The sequence below is a fragment of the Variovorax sp. CCNWLW186 genome (assembly GCF_037203865.1).
Classification (GTDB): Bacteria; Pseudomonadota; Gammaproteobacteria; order Burkholderiales; family Burkholderiaceae_C; genus Variovorax.
This window is the reverse complement of record NZ_JBBCBO010000018.1, coordinates 102181-118127: the sequence shown is the minus strand read 5'-3', so window position 1 is coordinate 118127 and position 15947 is coordinate 102181. Positions and strand designations below refer to the sequence as shown.

The 15947-nt window shown below is 66.9% G+C and carries 23 protein-coding genes and 1 pseudogene; 17 read left to right on the top strand and 7 right to left on the bottom strand.

The genetic code is table 11. The features are described from left to right. The 4 genes and pseudogenes from V9K97_RS20265 to V9K97_RS20250 all read left to right on the top strand — a co-directional run. A pseudogene (locus tag V9K97_RS20265) lies at nucleotides 1–222 on the top strand (IS481 family transposase); the annotation flags it as partial. A gap of 192 nt (nucleotides 223–414) precedes the next feature. Then, entirely contained in the window at nucleotides 415–699 is a 285-nt protein-coding gene (locus V9K97_RS20260; RefSeq protein ID WP_258501498.1) for a DUF427 domain-containing protein, read from the top strand. Beyond that, the gene (locus V9K97_RS20255; RefSeq protein WP_337320215.1) at nucleotides 696–1445 is read left to right on the top strand and encodes a 2OG-Fe dioxygenase family protein; all 750 of its coding nucleotides are present in this window, start codon (nucleotides 696–698) and stop codon (nucleotides 1443–1445) included. The genes V9K97_RS20260 and V9K97_RS20255 overlap by 4 nt, the downstream gene beginning before the upstream one ends. A 109-nt stretch (nucleotides 1446–1554) precedes the next feature. After that, on the top strand, nucleotides 1555–1998 hold the full coding sequence (locus V9K97_RS20250; protein ID WP_015866434.1) for a universal stress protein: 444 nt from the start codon (nucleotides 1555–1557) through the stop codon (nucleotides 1996–1998). On the opposite strand, the gene V9K97_RS20245 is transcribed toward V9K97_RS20250, so the two are convergent. After that, nucleotides 1982–2683: an RluA family pseudouridine synthase gene (locus V9K97_RS20245; protein ID WP_337320214.1), complete on the bottom strand. Its 702-nt coding sequence runs from the start codon at nucleotides 2681–2683 to the stop codon at nucleotides 1982–1984. The two genes, V9K97_RS20250 and V9K97_RS20245, sit on opposite strands and share 17 nt — an antisense overlap. A 98-nt stretch (nucleotides 2684–2781) precedes the next feature. Here V9K97_RS20245 and V9K97_RS20240 point away from each other — a divergent pair, with 98 nt between their 5' ends. Further along, complete coding sequence (locus tag V9K97_RS20240; RefSeq protein ID WP_337320213.1) at nucleotides 2782–4080, top strand: MFS transporter; 1299 nt, start codon at nucleotides 2782–2784, stop codon at nucleotides 4078–4080. Nucleotides 4081–4092: 12 nt separating this feature from the next. Here V9K97_RS20240 and V9K97_RS20235 read toward each other — a convergent pair whose 3' ends face one another. The 3 genes from V9K97_RS20235 to V9K97_RS20225 are packed head-to-tail and all read right to left on the bottom strand — an operon-like array spanning nucleotide 4093 to nucleotide 4801. Beyond that, complete coding sequence (locus V9K97_RS20235; protein ID WP_258501491.1) at nucleotides 4093–4374, bottom strand: 2Fe-2S iron-sulfur cluster-binding protein; 282 nt, start codon at nucleotides 4372–4374, stop codon at nucleotides 4093–4095. Continuing rightward, complete coding sequence (locus V9K97_RS20230; RefSeq protein ID WP_337320211.1) at nucleotides 4371–4655, bottom strand: VF530 family protein; 285 nt, start codon at nucleotides 4653–4655, stop codon at nucleotides 4371–4373. The genes V9K97_RS20235 and V9K97_RS20230 overlap by 4 nt, the downstream gene beginning before the upstream one ends. Next, complete coding sequence (locus tag V9K97_RS20225) at nucleotides 4652–4801, bottom strand: hypothetical protein (protein WP_164547877.1); 150 nt, start codon at nucleotides 4799–4801, stop codon at nucleotides 4652–4654. Before V9K97_RS20225 ends, V9K97_RS20230 begins: the two co-directional genes overlap by 4 nt. Before the next feature lie 93 nt (nucleotides 4802–4894). On the opposite strand from V9K97_RS20225, the gene V9K97_RS20220 reads away from it, so the two are divergent. Then, nucleotides 4895–5413, top strand: a complete 519-nt coding sequence (locus V9K97_RS20220; protein WP_337320210.1) for a GNAT family N-acetyltransferase — start codon at nucleotides 4895–4897, stop codon at nucleotides 5411–5413. A gap of 84 nt (nucleotides 5414–5497) precedes the next feature. After that, entirely contained in the window at nucleotides 5498–6397 is a 900-nt protein-coding gene (locus V9K97_RS20215; RefSeq protein WP_258501487.1) for a DUF808 domain-containing protein, read from the top strand. Between the two features lie 19 nt (nucleotides 6398–6416). On the opposite strand, the gene V9K97_RS20210 is transcribed toward V9K97_RS20215, so the two are convergent. Then, nucleotides 6417–6623 carry a hypothetical protein gene (locus tag V9K97_RS20210; protein ID WP_126746166.1) on the bottom strand — a complete coding sequence of 69 codons (207 nt, stop codon included), beginning with the start codon at nucleotides 6621–6623 and terminating at the stop codon, nucleotides 6417–6419. Between the two features lie 94 nt (nucleotides 6624–6717). Between V9K97_RS20210 and V9K97_RS20205 the strand changes: the two genes are divergently transcribed. The 3 genes from V9K97_RS20205 to V9K97_RS20195 all read left to right on the top strand — a co-directional run bounded on the left by V9K97_RS20205 (nucleotide 6718) and on the right by V9K97_RS20195 (nucleotide 8397). Next, nucleotides 6718–6990, top strand: a complete 273-nt coding sequence (locus V9K97_RS20205; protein WP_337320208.1) for a DUF2164 domain-containing protein — start codon at nucleotides 6718–6720, stop codon at nucleotides 6988–6990. Between the two features lie 127 nt (nucleotides 6991–7117). After that, nucleotides 7118–7540 carry a hypothetical protein gene (locus V9K97_RS20200; protein ID WP_337320207.1) on the top strand — a complete coding sequence of 141 codons (423 nt, stop codon included), beginning with the start codon at nucleotides 7118–7120 and terminating at the stop codon, nucleotides 7538–7540. Nucleotides 7541–7599: 59 nt separating this feature from the next. Continuing rightward, nucleotides 7600–8397 (top strand): enoyl-CoA hydratase/isomerase family protein, encoded by a 798-nt coding sequence (locus V9K97_RS20195; RefSeq protein WP_337320205.1) that lies wholly within the window; start codon nucleotides 7600–7602, stop codon nucleotides 8395–8397. Here V9K97_RS20195 and V9K97_RS20190 read toward each other — a convergent pair whose 3' ends face one another. Continuing rightward, a complete protein-coding gene (locus V9K97_RS20190; RefSeq protein ID WP_337320204.1) occupies nucleotides 8398–9054 on the bottom strand; it encodes a glutathione S-transferase in 657 nt (218 codons plus the stop codon). It abuts the gene before it with no gap. Nucleotides 9055–9159: 105 nt separating this feature from the next. Here V9K97_RS20190 and zigA point away from each other — a divergent pair, with 105 nt between their 5' ends. Next, nucleotides 9160–10353: a zinc metallochaperone GTPase ZigA gene (gene zigA, locus V9K97_RS20185; RefSeq protein WP_337320202.1), complete on the top strand. Its 1194-nt coding sequence runs from the start codon at nucleotides 9160–9162 to the stop codon at nucleotides 10351–10353. Between the two features lie 14 nt (nucleotides 10354–10367). On the opposite strand, the gene V9K97_RS20180 is transcribed toward zigA, so the two are convergent. Next, complete coding sequence (locus tag V9K97_RS20180; protein WP_258501482.1) at nucleotides 10368–10850, bottom strand: Fur family transcriptional regulator; 483 nt, start codon at nucleotides 10848–10850, stop codon at nucleotides 10368–10370. A 108-nt stretch (nucleotides 10851–10958) separates the two neighbouring features. Between V9K97_RS20180 and V9K97_RS20175 the strand changes: the two genes are divergently transcribed. The 6 genes from V9K97_RS20175 (at nucleotide 10959) to V9K97_RS20150 (ending at nucleotide 15947) form a co-directional block, all read left to right on the top strand. Next, nucleotides 10959–11624, top strand: coding sequence for an alpha/beta hydrolase (locus V9K97_RS20175; protein ID WP_258501481.1), 666 nt, complete (start codon nucleotides 10959–10961; stop codon nucleotides 11622–11624). Between the two features lie 183 nt (nucleotides 11625–11807). Next, entirely contained in the window at nucleotides 11808–13364 is a 1557-nt protein-coding gene (gene gshA / locus V9K97_RS20170; protein WP_258501479.1) for a glutamate--cysteine ligase, read from the top strand. A gap of 189 nt (nucleotides 13365–13553) precedes the next feature. Continuing rightward, nucleotides 13554–13934 carry a response regulator transcription factor gene (locus V9K97_RS20165; protein WP_337296720.1) on the top strand — a complete coding sequence of 127 codons (381 nt, stop codon included), beginning with the start codon at nucleotides 13554–13556 and terminating at the stop codon, nucleotides 13932–13934. 118 nt (nucleotides 13935–14052) lie between these two features. Then, complete coding sequence (locus V9K97_RS20160; protein WP_337320199.1) at nucleotides 14053–14976, top strand: SDR family NAD(P)-dependent oxidoreductase; 924 nt, start codon at nucleotides 14053–14055, stop codon at nucleotides 14974–14976. A 100-nt stretch (nucleotides 14977–15076) separates the two neighbouring features. Next, nucleotides 15077–15502 carry a nuclear transport factor 2 family protein gene (locus V9K97_RS20155; RefSeq protein ID WP_258501476.1) on the top strand — a complete coding sequence of 142 codons (426 nt, stop codon included), beginning with the start codon at nucleotides 15077–15079 and terminating at the stop codon, nucleotides 15500–15502. Beyond that, nucleotides 15492–15947, top strand: a complete 456-nt coding sequence (locus tag V9K97_RS20150; RefSeq protein WP_337320197.1) for a MerR family transcriptional regulator — start codon at nucleotides 15492–15494, stop codon at nucleotides 15945–15947. The genes V9K97_RS20155 and V9K97_RS20150 overlap by 11 nt, the downstream gene beginning before the upstream one ends.

Sequence of the window (15947 nt, the reverse complement as noted above, 5' to 3'; positions counted from 1 at the left end):
ATGCTGGCACCGATCGAATACGGCCCTGATGACCGGGTGCTGACGGTGGGCTGGAACGGCTGGGTGCACTTCGAAGGTCGCAAGCTGCGCCTGTCCAATGCGTTGCACAGGCTGCCTGTGGCCATGCGCCCCGATCCCAAGGCAGATGGCTGCTTCGATGCCTTCTTCTGCCACCACCGCTTCATGCGGCTGGATCTGCGCAGCGCCGCCATCCCAAGCTGAGCGACCAAGGTGTTTACTATGTCCCCGCACACCTGTTACCCAGGTCCCCGGTCCATACAGCGAAGCAAAGAAAGTGAGTCGCCCGCCGGGGCGAGACCCGGCCTCCGGAAACAAACCAAGCCCACCGACCCAAGGGCAAAACCCAACCAAAGCCCAAAGGGCACAATATCCCTTCCCCGTGGAGAGCAACACATGAAAGCAACCTGGAACGGCGTCACCATCGCCGAAAGCGACGACACCGTGCTCGTCGAAGGTAACCACTATTTCCCGATGAGCGCGCTCAACCGCGACCACGTCACCTTCAGCAACCACAAGACCACTTGCCCCTGGAAGGGCACGGCCAGCTACTACTCGCTGCTGGTCAACGGCGAGCTCCATACGGACGCCGCCTGGTACTACGCAGACCCCAAGCCCGAAGCCGAAGAAATCCGTGATCGCGTCGCGTTCTGGAAGGACGTGAAGGTCACCGCGTCGTGACCAACGCTGCATTCGCACCGCCGTTCATCCAGCCGGCCGAGCTGCTGCCTGCGCTGCGCGAACAGGGCTATGCGGTGCTCAGCCCTCAAGGCGTGAGCGAGTGGCTCGGCGTGCCGCTCGACGAACTCGAAGCGCTGCACGCCGACTGGAACGATCTTCCACCGGACGAATACCTGAAGGACGGCGGCCGCTACCGCACGCGGCGCCATGCGTGCTTCACCGTCGAGGGCGAGGCGATTGCGCAGGTGCCGCATCGTGCGCACTGGCAGCCGGTGGAATACAACGCGCTGCACGGCGGCATGCAGCGCTGGTTTGCGCCCATGCACGAGGCCACGGTGGCGCAGCCGGTGTGGCAGCGCCTGCTGCAGCGCCTGGGCGAAGCGGCGAGCGGCATGCGCGGTACCGCGGCGCAACCGTGGTTTGTCGAGGCGCACCAGTTCCGCATCGACACCGCAGGCGGCATCGGCCGGCCAACGCCTGAAGGCGCGCACCGCGACGGTGTCGACCTGGTGGCGGTGGCGCTGGTGGGACGCAGCGGAATCAAGGGCGGCGAAACGCGCGTGTTCGAGGCCAACGGAAGGCGCGGCGAGCGGTTCACCATGACCGAGCCGTGGACGCTGCTGCTGCTCGACGATGCACGCGTGATCCACGAGTCCACGCCCATCCAGCCGACCGAAGAGGGGGCCGCCGGCTGGCGCGACACCCTCGTGGTTACCTGCCGCGCTCAGGGTTTCCAGGGGGATTGACCCCGCTGGCTTGAGTCCTACAGTCACGCCCCGGCCTAGGGGTTAAATTGGAGGCCCGGTTCGGTTGCGAGCCGCGCCTGTCTGCGAACGAACGAAAGTGAGGTCCGCCATGTTCAATCACATCCTGGTTCCGATCGACGGCTCCGAAACTTCCATGCTCGCGGTCAGCAAGGCCAGCGGCCTTGCGCTGGCGTTCGGAAGCCGCATCACGTTGATCCACGTGATCGACAACTATCCCTTCATCGGCGTGGGTGCGGACTACGCGCTCGGCCAGAACGAATACCTGGCCGCGGCCACCGCAAGCGCCAATGCAGCACTCGCGCGCGGCGTGGCCGCGCTGGCGGCCGAAGGCCTGCACAGCGACCAGCGCGTGATCGACGGCCACGTGGTGCACGAAGGCATCGTCGACACCGCCATTGCCATCGCGGCCGACCTGATCGTGATGGGCTCGCATGGCCGCAGTGGCATCGAGAAGCTGCTGCTCGGCAGCGTGACCCAGCGCGTGCTCCAGGACGCACCGATGCCGGTGCTCGTGGTCAAGGGCGGGCTGTAAAAAAAAGAGAAGAAAAAGAAGGAAGAAGAGGAGCAAAGTCTGGCTGGCTCTGAAAGCGAAGCATCTGCTGCGTTGCTGGGTGCACGAAGCCCAGCTCGCTCGCATGCAGCAGCAGGCGCGGGGCGCGCGCCTGGACCTCGGCACTGCCATAGAGCGCATCGCCCAGGATCGGATGGCCGATCGACAGCAGGTGCACGCGCAGCTGATGCGAGCGGCCCGTGAGCGGCTCCAGCAGCACATGCGTGGCCGCAGTTTTTTCATTGATTGTTGAGGAAAGCGCCCGCCACCGCGTGACACTCGGCTTGCCCGCGGGATCCACCTTCTGCAGCGGGCGCCGCGGCCAGTCGGCCATCAACGGTGCATCGATGACCGACCATTCATCGCGCACCGGCATCGCGCCGTCGACGATGGCTTCGTAGCGCTTGTGCATCACCCGGTTGGCAAACGCATCGCCGAGCGCGCGCTGCATGGCGGCCCCGCGAGCCATCAGCACCAGCCCGCTGGTCGCCATGTCGAGCCGGTGAACGATCAGCGCGTCGGGCCACCGCCGCATGGCGCGCGCGCTCAGGCAGTCCTGCTTGTCTTCGCCGCGCCCGGGCACACAAAGCAGGCCCGCAGGCTTGTTCAGCACCAGCAGGTGGGCGTCTTCGTGGACGAGATCGATAGCAAGGTCGGTGTCGGGCATGGATGCGGCAGAGTGTAGAGAGAAGGCCGGCAGCAGGGGGCAGGGCGGAGAGCCCGCCCTCATGCGAGGCTCATGAAGCCTCGGCTATCCTCGAACGAATGTCCGGCCCCGCTTCTCCCGCCTCTCCTTCTCCCATTTCCGCCGCCGTTCCCGCGCCTCCGAGCTTTTCCCAACTCAGGCGCGAGCGTCCGTTCATGCAGTTGTGGGTGGCGCGGCTTTTCGGCACCGCGGCGTCGCAGATGCTGCTGGTGGCCATCGGCTGGCACATGTACGAGCTCACCAGCAGCGCCTGGGACCTCGGCCTGGTTGGCCTCTACCAGTTCGTTCCCGCATTGCTGCTGGCGCTGCTGGCCGGCCACGTAGTCGACCGCCGCCATCGCGGCCGCATCGTTGCGGCCTGCTTTGCGGTGCAGGGGGTGGTGGCGCTGGTGCTGTTGCTGGCGGTGGCGCAGCGCTTCGATACGCGCGGCCTGCTGCTGGGCTTGTCGCTGGTGCTCGGCGCGGTGCGTGCCTTCCAGATGCCGGCCCAGCAGGCGCTGACGCCGCTGCTGGTGCCGCCCACCATGCTGCCGCGGGCCATGGCTTTCAGCTCGGCCGGCATGCAGGGCGCGATCATCGGTGGGCCGGCGCTCGGCGGCCTGCTGTTCGTGGCGGGCATGGCGGTGGTGTACGGCGCGAGCGTGCTGTGCTTTGCCATTGCCTGCGTGCTGGTGCTGCGGCTGCGCTATGCCCATACCCCGGCGGCGCGCGAGCCGGTCACACTGGCCACGGTGTTCGCGGGGGTCAATTTCATCTGGCGGCGCAAGCCCGTGCTCGGCGCCGTGTCGCTCGATCTTTTCGCGGTGCTGCTGGGCGGCGCCGTGGCGCTGCTGCCCATCTACGCCAAGGACATCCTGCACACGGGGCCATGGGGCCTCGGGCTGCTGCGCAGCGCGCCTGCCGCGGGTGCGCTGGTGATGTCGATTGCGCTCACGCGCCGGCCCATCGAGCGCCATATCGGCCGGACGCTGCTGATTGCCGTCGGGCTCTTCGGCCTGTGCATGGTGGTGTTCGGCATTTCGCGCAGCTTCGTCGTTTCGCTGATTGCGCTGGCGGTGTCCGGCGGGGCCGACATGGTCAACGTGGTGATCCGGCAGACGCTCGTGCAGCTTGAAACGCCCGATGCCATGCGGGGCAGGGTGAGCGCGGTCAATTCGATCTTCATCGGCGCCAGCAACCAGCTGGGCGAGTTCGAATCGGGCGCCACGGCCGCGCTGCTGGGGCCGGTGGGCTCGGTGGTGCTGGGCGGCGTGGGAACCATGATGGTGGCGCTGGGCTGGTTCAAGCTGTTCCCATCGCTCGCGCAGCGCGACCGTCTGGTGGTCGCGGCGCCGGCTCAGGCCGTCAAGCAGGGCTGAACAGGTCGGGTTTCAGAAGACCGAGAACGCCTTGGGCGCATCGATCGAAAGATCGCTCTGCGCCTCGGCCACGCAGGGCAATATCCAGCCCTCGGCCTTTTCCTCGGCGCTCAGGCCGGGCCATTCGACGGTGTGGCGTATCGAGCCCGACAGCAGCTGGCAGATGCAGGTGCGGCAGGTGCCGTTGCGGCAGGAGCTCGGCATTTCGATGCCGGCCGCCTCGGCCGCCTTCAGGAGCGTGGTGCCGGTCTCGGCCTCGAAACCAAGGCCCGAAGGTTCGAGCCGAACCCTCATCGCTGCGGGGATTGTTGTTGCTGCTGCTCGCGGCGCTGTTCGCGCAGCATGAAGAGATAAAGGCTTTCGACCTTCTCGCGCGCCCACGGCGTCTTGCGCAGGAACTTGAGGCTGGAGCCCACGCTCGGCTCGAAGGTGAAGCAGCGGATGGGAACGAGATGGCCGAGCTGTTCCCAGCCGTAGTAGTCGGCCAGCGCCGTGACGATGGCTTCCAGCGTGAGCCCGTGCAACGGGTTCCGCGGCTGGGCCGGCTTGGCGTGCGCTGGCTTTTCGTCGGTCACTTGTTCTTGAGCTTGCCGCGCGGAATGACCGCGGTGGTGATCGTGCGGACCGGCTCGATCCCGCCAGTGCCCGCGGGCTTGGGCGGCGAAGTGTCCTTCTTCGGTTTCTTGGCTTCCTTGTTCGCGCGTTGTTGACCCTTGGCCATATCTACCTCCTGTTGATGTGTGTCTGGTGCGTGTGCAACAAGCAGTTTAGCGGTGCGGCGACAATACGCGGTTCCATTTGATTTTCCGCATTCATGTCAGATTACGAAGTTCGCCCCGCCACGATGCGCGACGCCAAGGCCGTCGTCGAAGTCCACACCCTGGCCGCCCAGGCTGCCTACCAGGGCATCCTGCCCGAGGAAGAGCTGCGCACGCTGGCCCCCGCCACCCGCGAGGCCAAGTGGCGCGAAGCCATCGAGTTCAGCGAGCCGCAGGTGCAGGTGGCGGTGCTGGGCGGCGAAATCGTCGGCTTCGTCGGCTTCGACCGCTCGCGCGATCCCAAGACGCCTTCCACCGCGGGCGAGATCTGGGCTCTTTATGTCAAACCCGAGCATTGGGGCAAGGGCCTCGGCGTGGCGCTTTGGGACGCCGCCCGCGAGGGCCTTGAGGAAGAAGGCTGCACCACCGTGACCGCGTGGGTGCCGATTCGCAACGACCGCGCCATGCGCTTTTTCGAGCTTGCCGGTTTCAAGCGCGAAATGAAGACCGCCAAGACCACGGCGCTCGGCACGGTGCGCGTCGAAGAAATCCGCCTCAAGCGCAACGTCGTCTGACGCGCCTGCCGCGTACGGGTATTGCCGGCGTGGACCGCGGTTGCGGCTAAGCTCGCCGATTCTTTTTTTACACCGACCATTGCCATGGCCACCAGCCTGCTTCTGCTGCTCGACGACATCGCCACCGTTCTGGACGACGTCTCGATCCTCACCAAGGTAGCCGCCAAGAAAACGGCCGGCGTTCTGGGCGACGACCTCGCGCTCAATGCGCAGCAGGTCTCGGGCGTCAAGGCCGACCGCGAGCTGCCGGTGGTCTGGGCGGTGTGCAAGGGCTCGTTCGTCAACAAGCTCATCCTGGTGCCCGCGGCACTGGCCATCGGCACCTGGCTGCCCTGGCTGGTCACGCCGCTGCTGATGATCGGCGGCGCGTTCCTGTGCTTCGAAGGCTGCGAGAAGCTGGCCCACAAGTTCCTGCACAAGAAGGAGCATGAAGCCGACACGGCGCGCCACGAGCGTGCGGTGGCCGACGAGACCATCGACGTGGTTGCCGTCGAAAAGGACAAGATCAAGGGCGCGGTGCGCACCGACTTCATCCTTTCGGCGGAAATCATCGCCATCACGCTGGGCACCGTTCAGGGCCAGCCCTTCGTCACGCAGTTCACCGTGCTCGCGGGCATTGCGCTCATCATGACCGTGGGCGTCTACGGCTTGGTGGCGGGCATCGTCAAGCTCGACGACGCGGGCCTTTACCTCAGCCAGCAGGCCAGCAAGGCCGCGCAGGCCCTGGGCCGCGGCATCCTGGTTGCGGCGCCCTGGCTCATGAAGGGGCTGTCGATTGCTGGCACCGCCGCCATGTTCCTCGTGGGCGGCGGCATCCTGGTGCACGGCGTTCCCGCGTTCGGCCACGCGGTCGAACACTGGGCCGAAGCCACCGGCGGTGTGTTCGGCGCACTCGGATCGATGGGCGTGAACGCGGGTGTCGGCCTTGTTGCCGGCGCCGTGGTGCTTGCGGTGGTCGAGCTCATCAAGAAGCTCCGCCGCTGAGCGCGGCGCGGCATTTTTACTAGCGCCGCGCCTTGGCGCGCTGCACCAGGTCGACCACGATCAGCGCCACGCCCAGCGCAAGGGCGAACCAGCCGACCACCGACGCGCCCGCCACCATCTCGAACCACCGCGTGCCTTGCAGGAAGCGCGGCCCCAGCAGCACGGCGGCGCCGATCAGTACGCAAAGAATGCCGCGTTCGAGCGTGCGGAGTTGTCTTGAAGCCATGGTGTCGTGGAGTCGCTGGTGAAGGTCGGCAGGTGCGCCATTGTCGCAAGACGAATGCGCTGCAGAATCGAACGGCAAAAACCCAAGGAACCGCATGACCATCGAGATCGCCAAGGAAGCACGGCAACAGGCCATCGCGTCGATCGAACGCTACTTCCGCGAGAACATGGAAGAGCCGATCGGCAACATCGCCGCCGGCGCGCTGCTCGGCTTCTTTCTCGAGGAGGTCGGGCCCATCGTCTACAACAAGGCGGTGGCCGACGCGCAGGAGCGCCTGCAGGCTCGCATCTCGGAGGTCGACCTCGAAGTGCACGAAGACGAGTTCCAGTACTGGCGCAAGTTCGACCGGCAGAAAAAGGGCAAGTGACCGGGGCGTCTGGAGCGAGCGAATGCGCCAGCGGGCGTTGTGCAGGGGCGACGCGGGCGTGGCCCGCAGGGGGCCGGCTTTCCATGAACATACACATGGTTACGCCGTCACTGCAAAATGGGAACCCATGCAATACAACCGCGCGCCCATCTTCTCCAGGTTTTCGCTGCTGCGCAGCTTCGCTGCCGTGCCGCTTGCGCTGGCCGCAACCCTTGCCGCTGCACAGCCTGATCCTTCGGGTTTTCCGCTGGAAGCCGTGGGCTATCTCAACGAGGAACTGCCCCGCATGGACGCCGCCATCGCGGCCCGCGACCGCAGCTTCTTCCACGGCGCCACGGCCCGCGTGGTGCAGTTCTCCGAGCGCTGGGGCTTCAAGGCCCAGGCCAACCCCGACCTGGCGAAGTACCCGATGTGCACCGAGGCCGTGATGGACTACGCGGTGGTCGGCATGTGCAAGCTCAACCCCTCGGGCGACGTGTGCGAGCCCGGGCTGGCGCCGCGCTTCGAAGCCAACGTGCAGCGCTGCCGCGAGCTTGCCGCGCGAAAATAGCGTTCCCGTCTTTCGACGCAGAAGAACATCCCCGCACGCCATGCGGGGCGGAGACACGCATGGACTACACCCGCTACCAGACCCTTGCCATCACCCGCCGCGGCATCAACGATGCGGTGCTCGACATCCAGATGCGTGCGGCCAACGGCAAGCTGCCCACGGCCGGCCATGACGGCCACCGCGAGCTTGCCGAAATCTGGCGCGATGTGGCGACTGACGACACGGTGCGCTGCGCGGTGCTGCGGGGCGAAGGGCTCGGCTTTTCCGGCGGCGGCGACCTGGCCATGGTGCAAGACATGACCACCGACGACGCGGTGCGCCAGCGTGTGTGGAAAGAAGCGCGCGACCTCGTCTACAACATCATCAACTGCGACAAGCCGATCGTCAGCGCCATGCACGGCCCGGCCGTGGGCGCCGGGCTGGTGGCGGGGCTGCTGGCCGATATTTCCATTGCGAGCAAGGGCGCGAAGATCGTCGACGGCCACACGCGCCTGGGCGTGGCGGCGGGCGACCATGCGGCCATCGTCTGGCCGCTCTTGTGCGGCATGGCCAAGGCCAAGTACCACCTGCTGCTGTGCGAGCCGGTGAGCGGCGAGGAGGCCGAGCGCATCGGCCTGGTGTCGCTCGCGGTGGACGAGGCCGACCTGCTGCCGCGCGCCTATGAAGTGGCTGACCGGCTGGCGGCCGGCAGCCAGAGCGCGATTCGCCTCACCAAGTACGCACTCAACAACTGGCTGCGCCAGGCCGGGCCGACGTTCGACGCCTCGCTGGCGCTCGAATTCATGGGCTTTGCCGGTGCCGACGTGCGCGAGGGCGTGACCTCGCTGCGCGAACGGCGGGCGCCGAACTTTGGCTGATCAGGCGGGCGGGTAGGCGACGCCGGCCGCGCCCGATACCCACGGCGCGTACTTCCGCATCGCGCGCTCGAACAGCTGTGACCCGGTCCAACCTGCGAGCCAGCTGCGCAGCTGCGGCCAAGGCTGGCTTTCGAACCATGAGGGATCGACCATTGCGAACTGCCGCACGAAGGGCATGACCGCGGCATCGGCCAACGTGGCCCGCGTGCCGAAAAGCTGGGAACCGGCGACAAGCCTTGCCTCGAGCTGCGAAAGAAACCGGGAGCCGCTTTCGCATGCGTTCTCCGGCAATTCGCTGAACCGCCCCGGGTATTTGTAGCGGTCGAGCTGCGGCTTGAAGTCGTTGTCGCAGGTGGCGATGAGCGCAAGCATGTCGTCGAGCGTGCCCGCCTCGGGTTCGAGCCAGCGCAGCGGGTCGTTGCGGCGCAGGGCCCACAGCATGATGTCGAGACTTTGCTCCAGCACCGCCGCCTCGGGCAGCACCAGCACGGGCACCGTGCCCTTGGGCGACGCGGCGAGCATCTCGGCGGGCTTGTTCTTCAAGACCACTTCGCGCAGTTCGCACGGTTCGCCGCTGGCGGCCAGCGCCAGGCGGGCGCGCATTGCGTACGGGCAACGGCGAAAGCTGTAGAGAACGGGGAGGCTCGGGTGCTGCATCGAAGACAGGAGTCTATGCGGGGCCGGGAATTGCTGCTCGGATTAAATGCAACATGGTTGCATTGCTTCATATAATGCAATTCTGTTGCATATAAAGCCACGCCCATGAACCAACGCCTTCCCGTTACCGTGCTGTCCGGCTTTCTCGGCGCCGGCAAGACCACGCTGCTGAACCACATCCTGCACAACCGCGAGGGGCGGCGCGTGGCGGTCATCGTCAACGACATGAGCGAGGTCAACATCGACGCAGCGCTGGTGCGGGGCGGCGGCGCCCAGCTTTCGCGCACCGACGAGAAGCTGGTCGAGATGAGCAACGGCTGCATCTGCTGCACGCTGCGCGAAGACCTGCTCATCGAGGTGGGCCGGCTCGCGAAGGAAGGGCGCTTCGACCAGCTCGTGATCGAATCGACCGGCATCTCGGAGCCGCTGCCGGTGGCCGAGACCTTCACCTTTGCCGGCGAAGACGGCAAGAGCCTGGCCGACGTGGCGCGGCTGGACACCATGGTGACGGTGGTCGATGCCTTCAACTTCCTGCGCGACTACGGCTCGCCCGACAGCCTGGGCGAGCGCGGCCAGTCGCTCGGCGATGAAGACACGCGCACCGTGGTCGACCTGCTGATCGAGCAGATCGAGTTCTGCGACGTGCTGGTGGTCAACAAGACCGACCTCGTCACCGCTGAAGAGCGCGGCCGCCTGATGGCCATTCTGCGCAGCCTCAACCCACGTGCGCGCATCGAGACGTCGGAGTTCGGCCGCGTTGCGCTCGACCGCGTGCTGGACACGGGCCTGTTTGATTTCGAGCAGGCCGAGCAGGCACCCGGCTGGCTGGCCGAACTCCGCGGCGAGCATTCGCCCGAGAGCGACACCTACGGCATTCGCAGCTTCGTGTACCGCGCGCGGCTGCCGTTTCATCCGCAGCGCTTCTGGGACCTGGTGCAAGGCGAGTGGGAGGGCGTGGTGCGCTCCAAGGGGTTCTTCTGGCTTGCAAGCCGGGCCACGCGCGCGGGCTCCTGGTCGCAAGCCGGCGGCGCCTGCCGCTATGGCGTGGCCGGCCTGTGGTGGGCCGCGGTGCCACGCGAACACTGGCCCGTCGATGAAGAAGCGTTGGAGATCATCCGCAAGAACTGGGATCCGGCCACCGGCGATGCGCGGCAGGAGCTCGTGCTGATCGGCATTGGAATGGACGAAGCCGACCTGCGCGCGCGACTCGATGCCTGCCTTCTGACCGAGAGCGAAATGCGCTACGGCGCTTCGTGGTGGGCGAACCTTCCGGACCCTTTTCCGTCCTGGAACGTGTAGCCGCCCTGCAGAGCTCAGCCCCTGCAATCTCCGCAGGTGCCGTGCAGCGTGAGCGCGGTATGGCGCGTGTCGATGCCTTGCTTGCGCAGTTCGCGGCCCAGCCGGCTCATCACCTTGGGCAGTTCCGGGTCCGAAGGCAGCGCCAGCACCTTGTGGCACTGGTCGCACTCGAATATGTTGCCTGAAGCGGCTTCCACATGGCGTGCAAAGCGGTTGATGCGGTCCGCGCCCACGCGGCGGTCGCACAGGCCGGCTTCGACGAGGCGGTCGAGCACGCGGTAGATCGTCACGCGGTCGGGCGGGGCTCCGGTGGCGCCGGTGTAGGCGGCAACCACGTCGTCGTGCGTCAGGGGCTGCGGGGCGCGTTCCAGCAGGTCCAGCACGGTTTGCGCGGCGCGCGTCACGCGCAGGCCGCTGCTGCGCAGCAGGGCTTCACTGCCTGATGCCGCGGCGGCTACGGCGGCGGCGGCGAGGGAGGGCTTGGGGTGTGGGCTCATGGGTTTTGCGTGAACCGCCATTGTGTTGCATTCCGTGAGACCGCGCCCCGGCCGGCCCGAATGCGCTAAGGTCTGGTTTTTGGCGTCTCTGAATACCTTCTACCGACCATGTCCCGCTCCCCGATCGAAATCGAAACCGCTCCCCATCCCACCGCCACGGTGATCGTGATGCACGGCCTTGGCGCCGATGGAAACGACTTCGTGCCGATTGCCAACGAACTCGACCTGTCGAGCGTGGGCCCCGTGCGCTTCGTGTTCCCGAATGCGCCGGTGATCCCGGTCACCATCAACGGCGGCTACCAGATGCCGGCGTGGTACGACATTGCGGTGGCCGACCTGGCCGCGCGCGAAGACGAGGCGGGCCTTCGCCGCTCGCAGGCCACCATCGAAACGCTCATTGCCAACGAGAAAGCCCGCGGCATCAAGGCCGAGCGCATCGTGGTGGCCGGTTTCTCCCAAGGCTGCGCCATGGCGCTGATGACCGGCCTGCGCCATACGGAGCGGCTGGCGGGCATCGTCGGCCTCTCGGGCTACCTGCCCATTGCGGCCACCACCGCGGCGGAGCGCCATGCGGCCAACCACGAAACCCCGGTTTTCCTGGCCCATGGCCGGCAAGACCCGGTGGTGCCGTTCGACAGGGCGCTGATGTCGCGCGACGCGCTCACCGCGCTGGGCTACACCGTGGAGTGGCATGAATACCCGATGGCGCATTCGGTCTGCATGGAAGAAATTGCCGACCTGAACCGGTTTTTGCTGCGCGTGCTGGCGGCATAACGCGGCGCCCTGCGACTGGCTCCAGCCTCCCATCCGGCCACTCCGAAAGCGCAAGCCCCATGAACTCTGCTAGCAAAACGATAGCGGTGGCCAGCATAGCGGAAGGAGGGATTCCCTGCACGAGCAGTGCCCGCGCGGGCGTGCTACCTTCCAGCCCCTCAGAAGATCGACGGGTATAACAATATGAGCAGCAGATTGCAGGAGAGGTTGGGTGCGCTCTCAACCGCGAGGTTGAAGGGGATGCGGCGCGGCATCGAGAAAGAAAGCCTGCGCGCCCTGCCGGACGGCAAACTCGCGCTCACACCGCATCCGATTGCGCTCGGATCGGCGCTCACCCATCCGCACATCACCACCGACTTCAGCGAATCGCAGCTCGAGCTCATCACGGGCGTGCATGCCAATGTGGAGTCGGCGCTCGACGAGCTGACCCGCGTGCACCAGTTCACCTACCGCGTGCTCGACTCGCTCGGCGACGAGCGCCTGTGGGTGTCGAGCATGCCCTGCGGCCTGCCGACGGACGAAACCATTCCCATCGGGCGCTACGGCTCCTCCAACGTGGGGCGCGCCAAGAGCGTCTACCGCATGGGCCTGAGTCACCGCTACGGGCGGCGCATGCAGACCATTTCGGGCATTCACTACAACTGGTCGCTGCCCGATGTGTCCAGCGAACAGTATTTCGCGCTCATTCGCAATTTCCGGCGCCACGCCTTCCTGCTGCTCTACCTGTTCGGCGCTTCGCCGGCGCTGTGTTCGAGCTTTGTCGCGGGCCGCCCGCACGAGCTCCAGCCGCTGGGCGACGGCAGCATGTTCATGCCGCATGGCACCTCGCTGCGCATGGGGCGCCTGGGCTACCAGAGCGACGCGCAGGCCTCGCTGGCCGTGAGCTACAACAGCCTCGAAGGTTATGGCGCCTCGCTGCAGGACGCACTCACGCGCCCCTGGCCGGCCTACGAAGCCATTGGCATCCGCAACCTGGGCGGCGACTACAACCAGCTTGCCACCAGCTTGCTGCAGATCGAGAACGAGTTCTACGGCACCATCCGCCCCAAGCGCGTGATCAACCCCGGCGAGCGCCCGCTGCATGCGCTGCGCGAGCGCGGCGTCGAATACGTCGAGGTGCGGCTGATGGACCTCGACCCCTTCGAGCCGGTGGGCATCAACGCGCAGACGATGCGCTTCATCGACGTGTTCCTGCTGCAGTGCCTGCTGAGCGACAGCCCGGCCGACACCCCGCAGGAAATTGCCGAGCTGGCCCACAACCAGCACCTCACCGCCGCGCGCGGGCGCGAGCCGGGCCTGCACCTGCTGCGGGGCGGGCGCGAAGTGGCGCTGGCCGACTGGGGCATCGAACTGGTGGAGCAGTGCCTGCCCATTGCCGCCGCGCTCGATGCCGCGAACGGCGGCACGCACCATGCCGACGCGGTGCAGGCGGCGCTTGCCGCCCTGCAAAACCCGGACAGCCTGCCTTCGGCTCGCGTTCTGGCGGCGGTGGAGCAACGCCACGGCAACTCGTTCATCGGCTTCATTCGCGCGCAGTCCGAGCAGACTCGCGCGGCGCTTCTGGCCCTGCCGTTCCCGCCCGAGCAGCAGGCCGAGTTCGAGCGCATGACCGAGGAGTCGATCCAGGAGCAAAAGCGCATCGAGGCCGCCGACACCATGCCCTTCGAGATCTATCGCGAGCAGTACGTGTCGCCGGCTCGCCTGGGGCTCGGCCGTGGGCGGATGGCCGTCGCGGCCTGACCCGGCTGGCTGTCCTACGCGTCTCACCAGGGTGCAGCCCGCCTGACGACAGGCGCGGGCGCCCATGGCCTACAGGCATTGGCCTGCATGACTCACCGCGCGCGCCGCCGCGCCGGAGACCATGGGCAGCATGCACCCCGCAAGCAACAGATTCGTATTCCGGCCCGTGGCTCGGCCGGAGATCCCGGCATGAGCTTCAAGGCCTATCTTGTCGAGGACAGCGCCCTCATCCGTGAAAACCTCGTCGGCTTTCTGCACGACGTGGCCGATGCGGACGTGGTCGCCTGCGCCAGCAGCGAAGAAGAGGCGGTGCGCTGGCTGCGTCAGCATCGCGACGAGTGGGACCTGACCATCGTCGATCTTTTTCTGGAGCGCGGCAACGGCCTCGGCGTGGTGAGGGCCTGCCGCGACCGCATGGCCGGCCAGAAAGTCGTGGTGCTGAGCAACTACGCCACCTCCGACATGCGCCAGCGCTCCGCCCAACTGGGCGCCGATGCCTTCTTCGACAAATCGGCCGAGCTCGACCAGCTGGTGGCCTACTGCGAAACGCTGCGTCACGCGCGTGACTGAGCGCGCACGCGGCCGCTCGCGCCGGCGTGCTTTTCTGGGGTAAAACGCCACGCGGCCGCCAGCGGCGGCCATCGGCTACACCCCCATTCCCCACGGAAAGAAAGCAAGAGAGCAAGAGATGACCCAAAGCACCATCGACTTCAAGGGCCGAGTGGCCATCGTGACCGGCGCGGGCGGCGGCCTCGGCCGGCAGCATGCGCTGGCCCTGGCGGCGCGCGGGGCCAAGGTGGTGGTCAACGACCTGGGCGGCGCGGCCGACGGTTCCGGCGGCTCGGTGAGCGCCGCGCAAGCCGTGGTGGACGAGATCAAGGCCGCGGGCGGCGAGGCCATGGCCAACGGCGCCTCGGTGACCGACTTCGACGCGGTGCAGGCGATGGTGCAGCAGGCCGTCGATGCCTGGGGCCGGGTCGACATCCTGGTCAACAACGCCGGCATCCTGCGCGACAAGAGCTTTGCCAAGATGGACCTTGCCGATTTCAAGCTGGTGGTCGACGTGCACCTGATGGGCGCGGTGAACTGCACCAAGGCCGTCTGGGCGCTCATGAACGAGCAGAAATACGGCCGCATCGTGATGACCACCTCGTCTTCCGGGCTCTACGGCAACTTCGGCCAGAGCAACTACGGCGCCGCCAAGCTCGCGCTGGTGGGGCTCATGCAAACGCTGAGCATCGAAGGCGCCAAGAACGACATCCGCGTCAATTGCCTCGCGCCCACCGCGGCCACGCGGATGACCGAGGGCCTGATGCCGAAGGAAGTGCTCGACGCCCTCAAGCCCGAGGCGGTGGTGCCCGCCATGCTGGTGCTGGCCTCCGCCGACGCGCCGAACCGCACCATTCTTTGCGCGGGCGCAGGCACCTTCGAGGCCGCGCACATCACCCTTACGCAGGGCGCCTGGCTGGGCATCGGCGCGGACACGCCCGAGCAACTGGCCGCGCGGCTTGCCGAGGTGACCTCGCGCGAGGGAGAGATCGTGCCCCAGAGCGGTTCGGCCCAGGGCAGCAACGAAGTGGGCAAGGCCATGGCCAACGCGGGCAAGGGCTGACGCGAAACCTGGTCACGGCGCTTGACCTAGAGTGCACTCGAGCATGTCCAATGAATTCACCGGGCACTTCCGGTTCATTCATCCACAAGGAAATGCAGCCATGAACACGACGACAGACAACAAGGCGCTGGTGCAGCGCATCCATGCCGCGCTGGACGAGGGCAACGGCCAGCTCTTCATCGACAGCCTGGCCGACGATGCCGCCTGGACGCTCGAAGGCACCACGCCATGGTCGCGCACCTATGCGGGCAAGGCGGCCATCCGCGAAGAGCTGATCAAGCCGCTGTTTGCGCAGTTCGCGGGCCCTTACCGGAGCAAGACCGAGCGCATCATTGCCGAAGGCGACCGGGTGGTGGTGCTGTTCAGCGGCGACGTGCCCACCAAGGCCGGCAAGCGCTACAACAACCGCTATTGCTACGTCTATCGACTCGAAGGAGGCAAGGTGAAAGAACTGACCGAGTACTTCGACACCGCACTGGTGCAGGAGGCGCTGCAGGCGCCGTCCGCCGCCGCCCATGCCGGCTGACGGCGGCACCCCGTTCCACATCGGCGAGCTTGCCACGCGCACCGGCCGCACGGTGCACGCCATTCGCTGGTACGAGGCGCAAGGCCTCGTGCCCGGCGTTTCGCGCGACGAGGGCGGCCGGCGCCTCTACGGCGAACTGCACGTGGGCTGGCTCGACCTGATGGACCGGCTGCGCCGCACCGGCATGAGCATTGCCGAGATGCGGGAGTACACCGCGCTCGCGCTGCAGGGCAAGACCACCCTGCCGCAGCGGCGCGACCTGCTCGCGGCGCACCGCGCGCGCGTGACCGAAACCATTGCCGAGTGGAAGCGCGCCTTGTCGCTGGTCGACCGCAAGATCGACTTCTACGACGAGTGGATGCAGACCGGCCACCGCCCGCCGTTGATTCCAGTCGAGACGCCCGGCCCCAAGGCTCCCGCGCGGAAACCCCGCACCCGGCGGTAA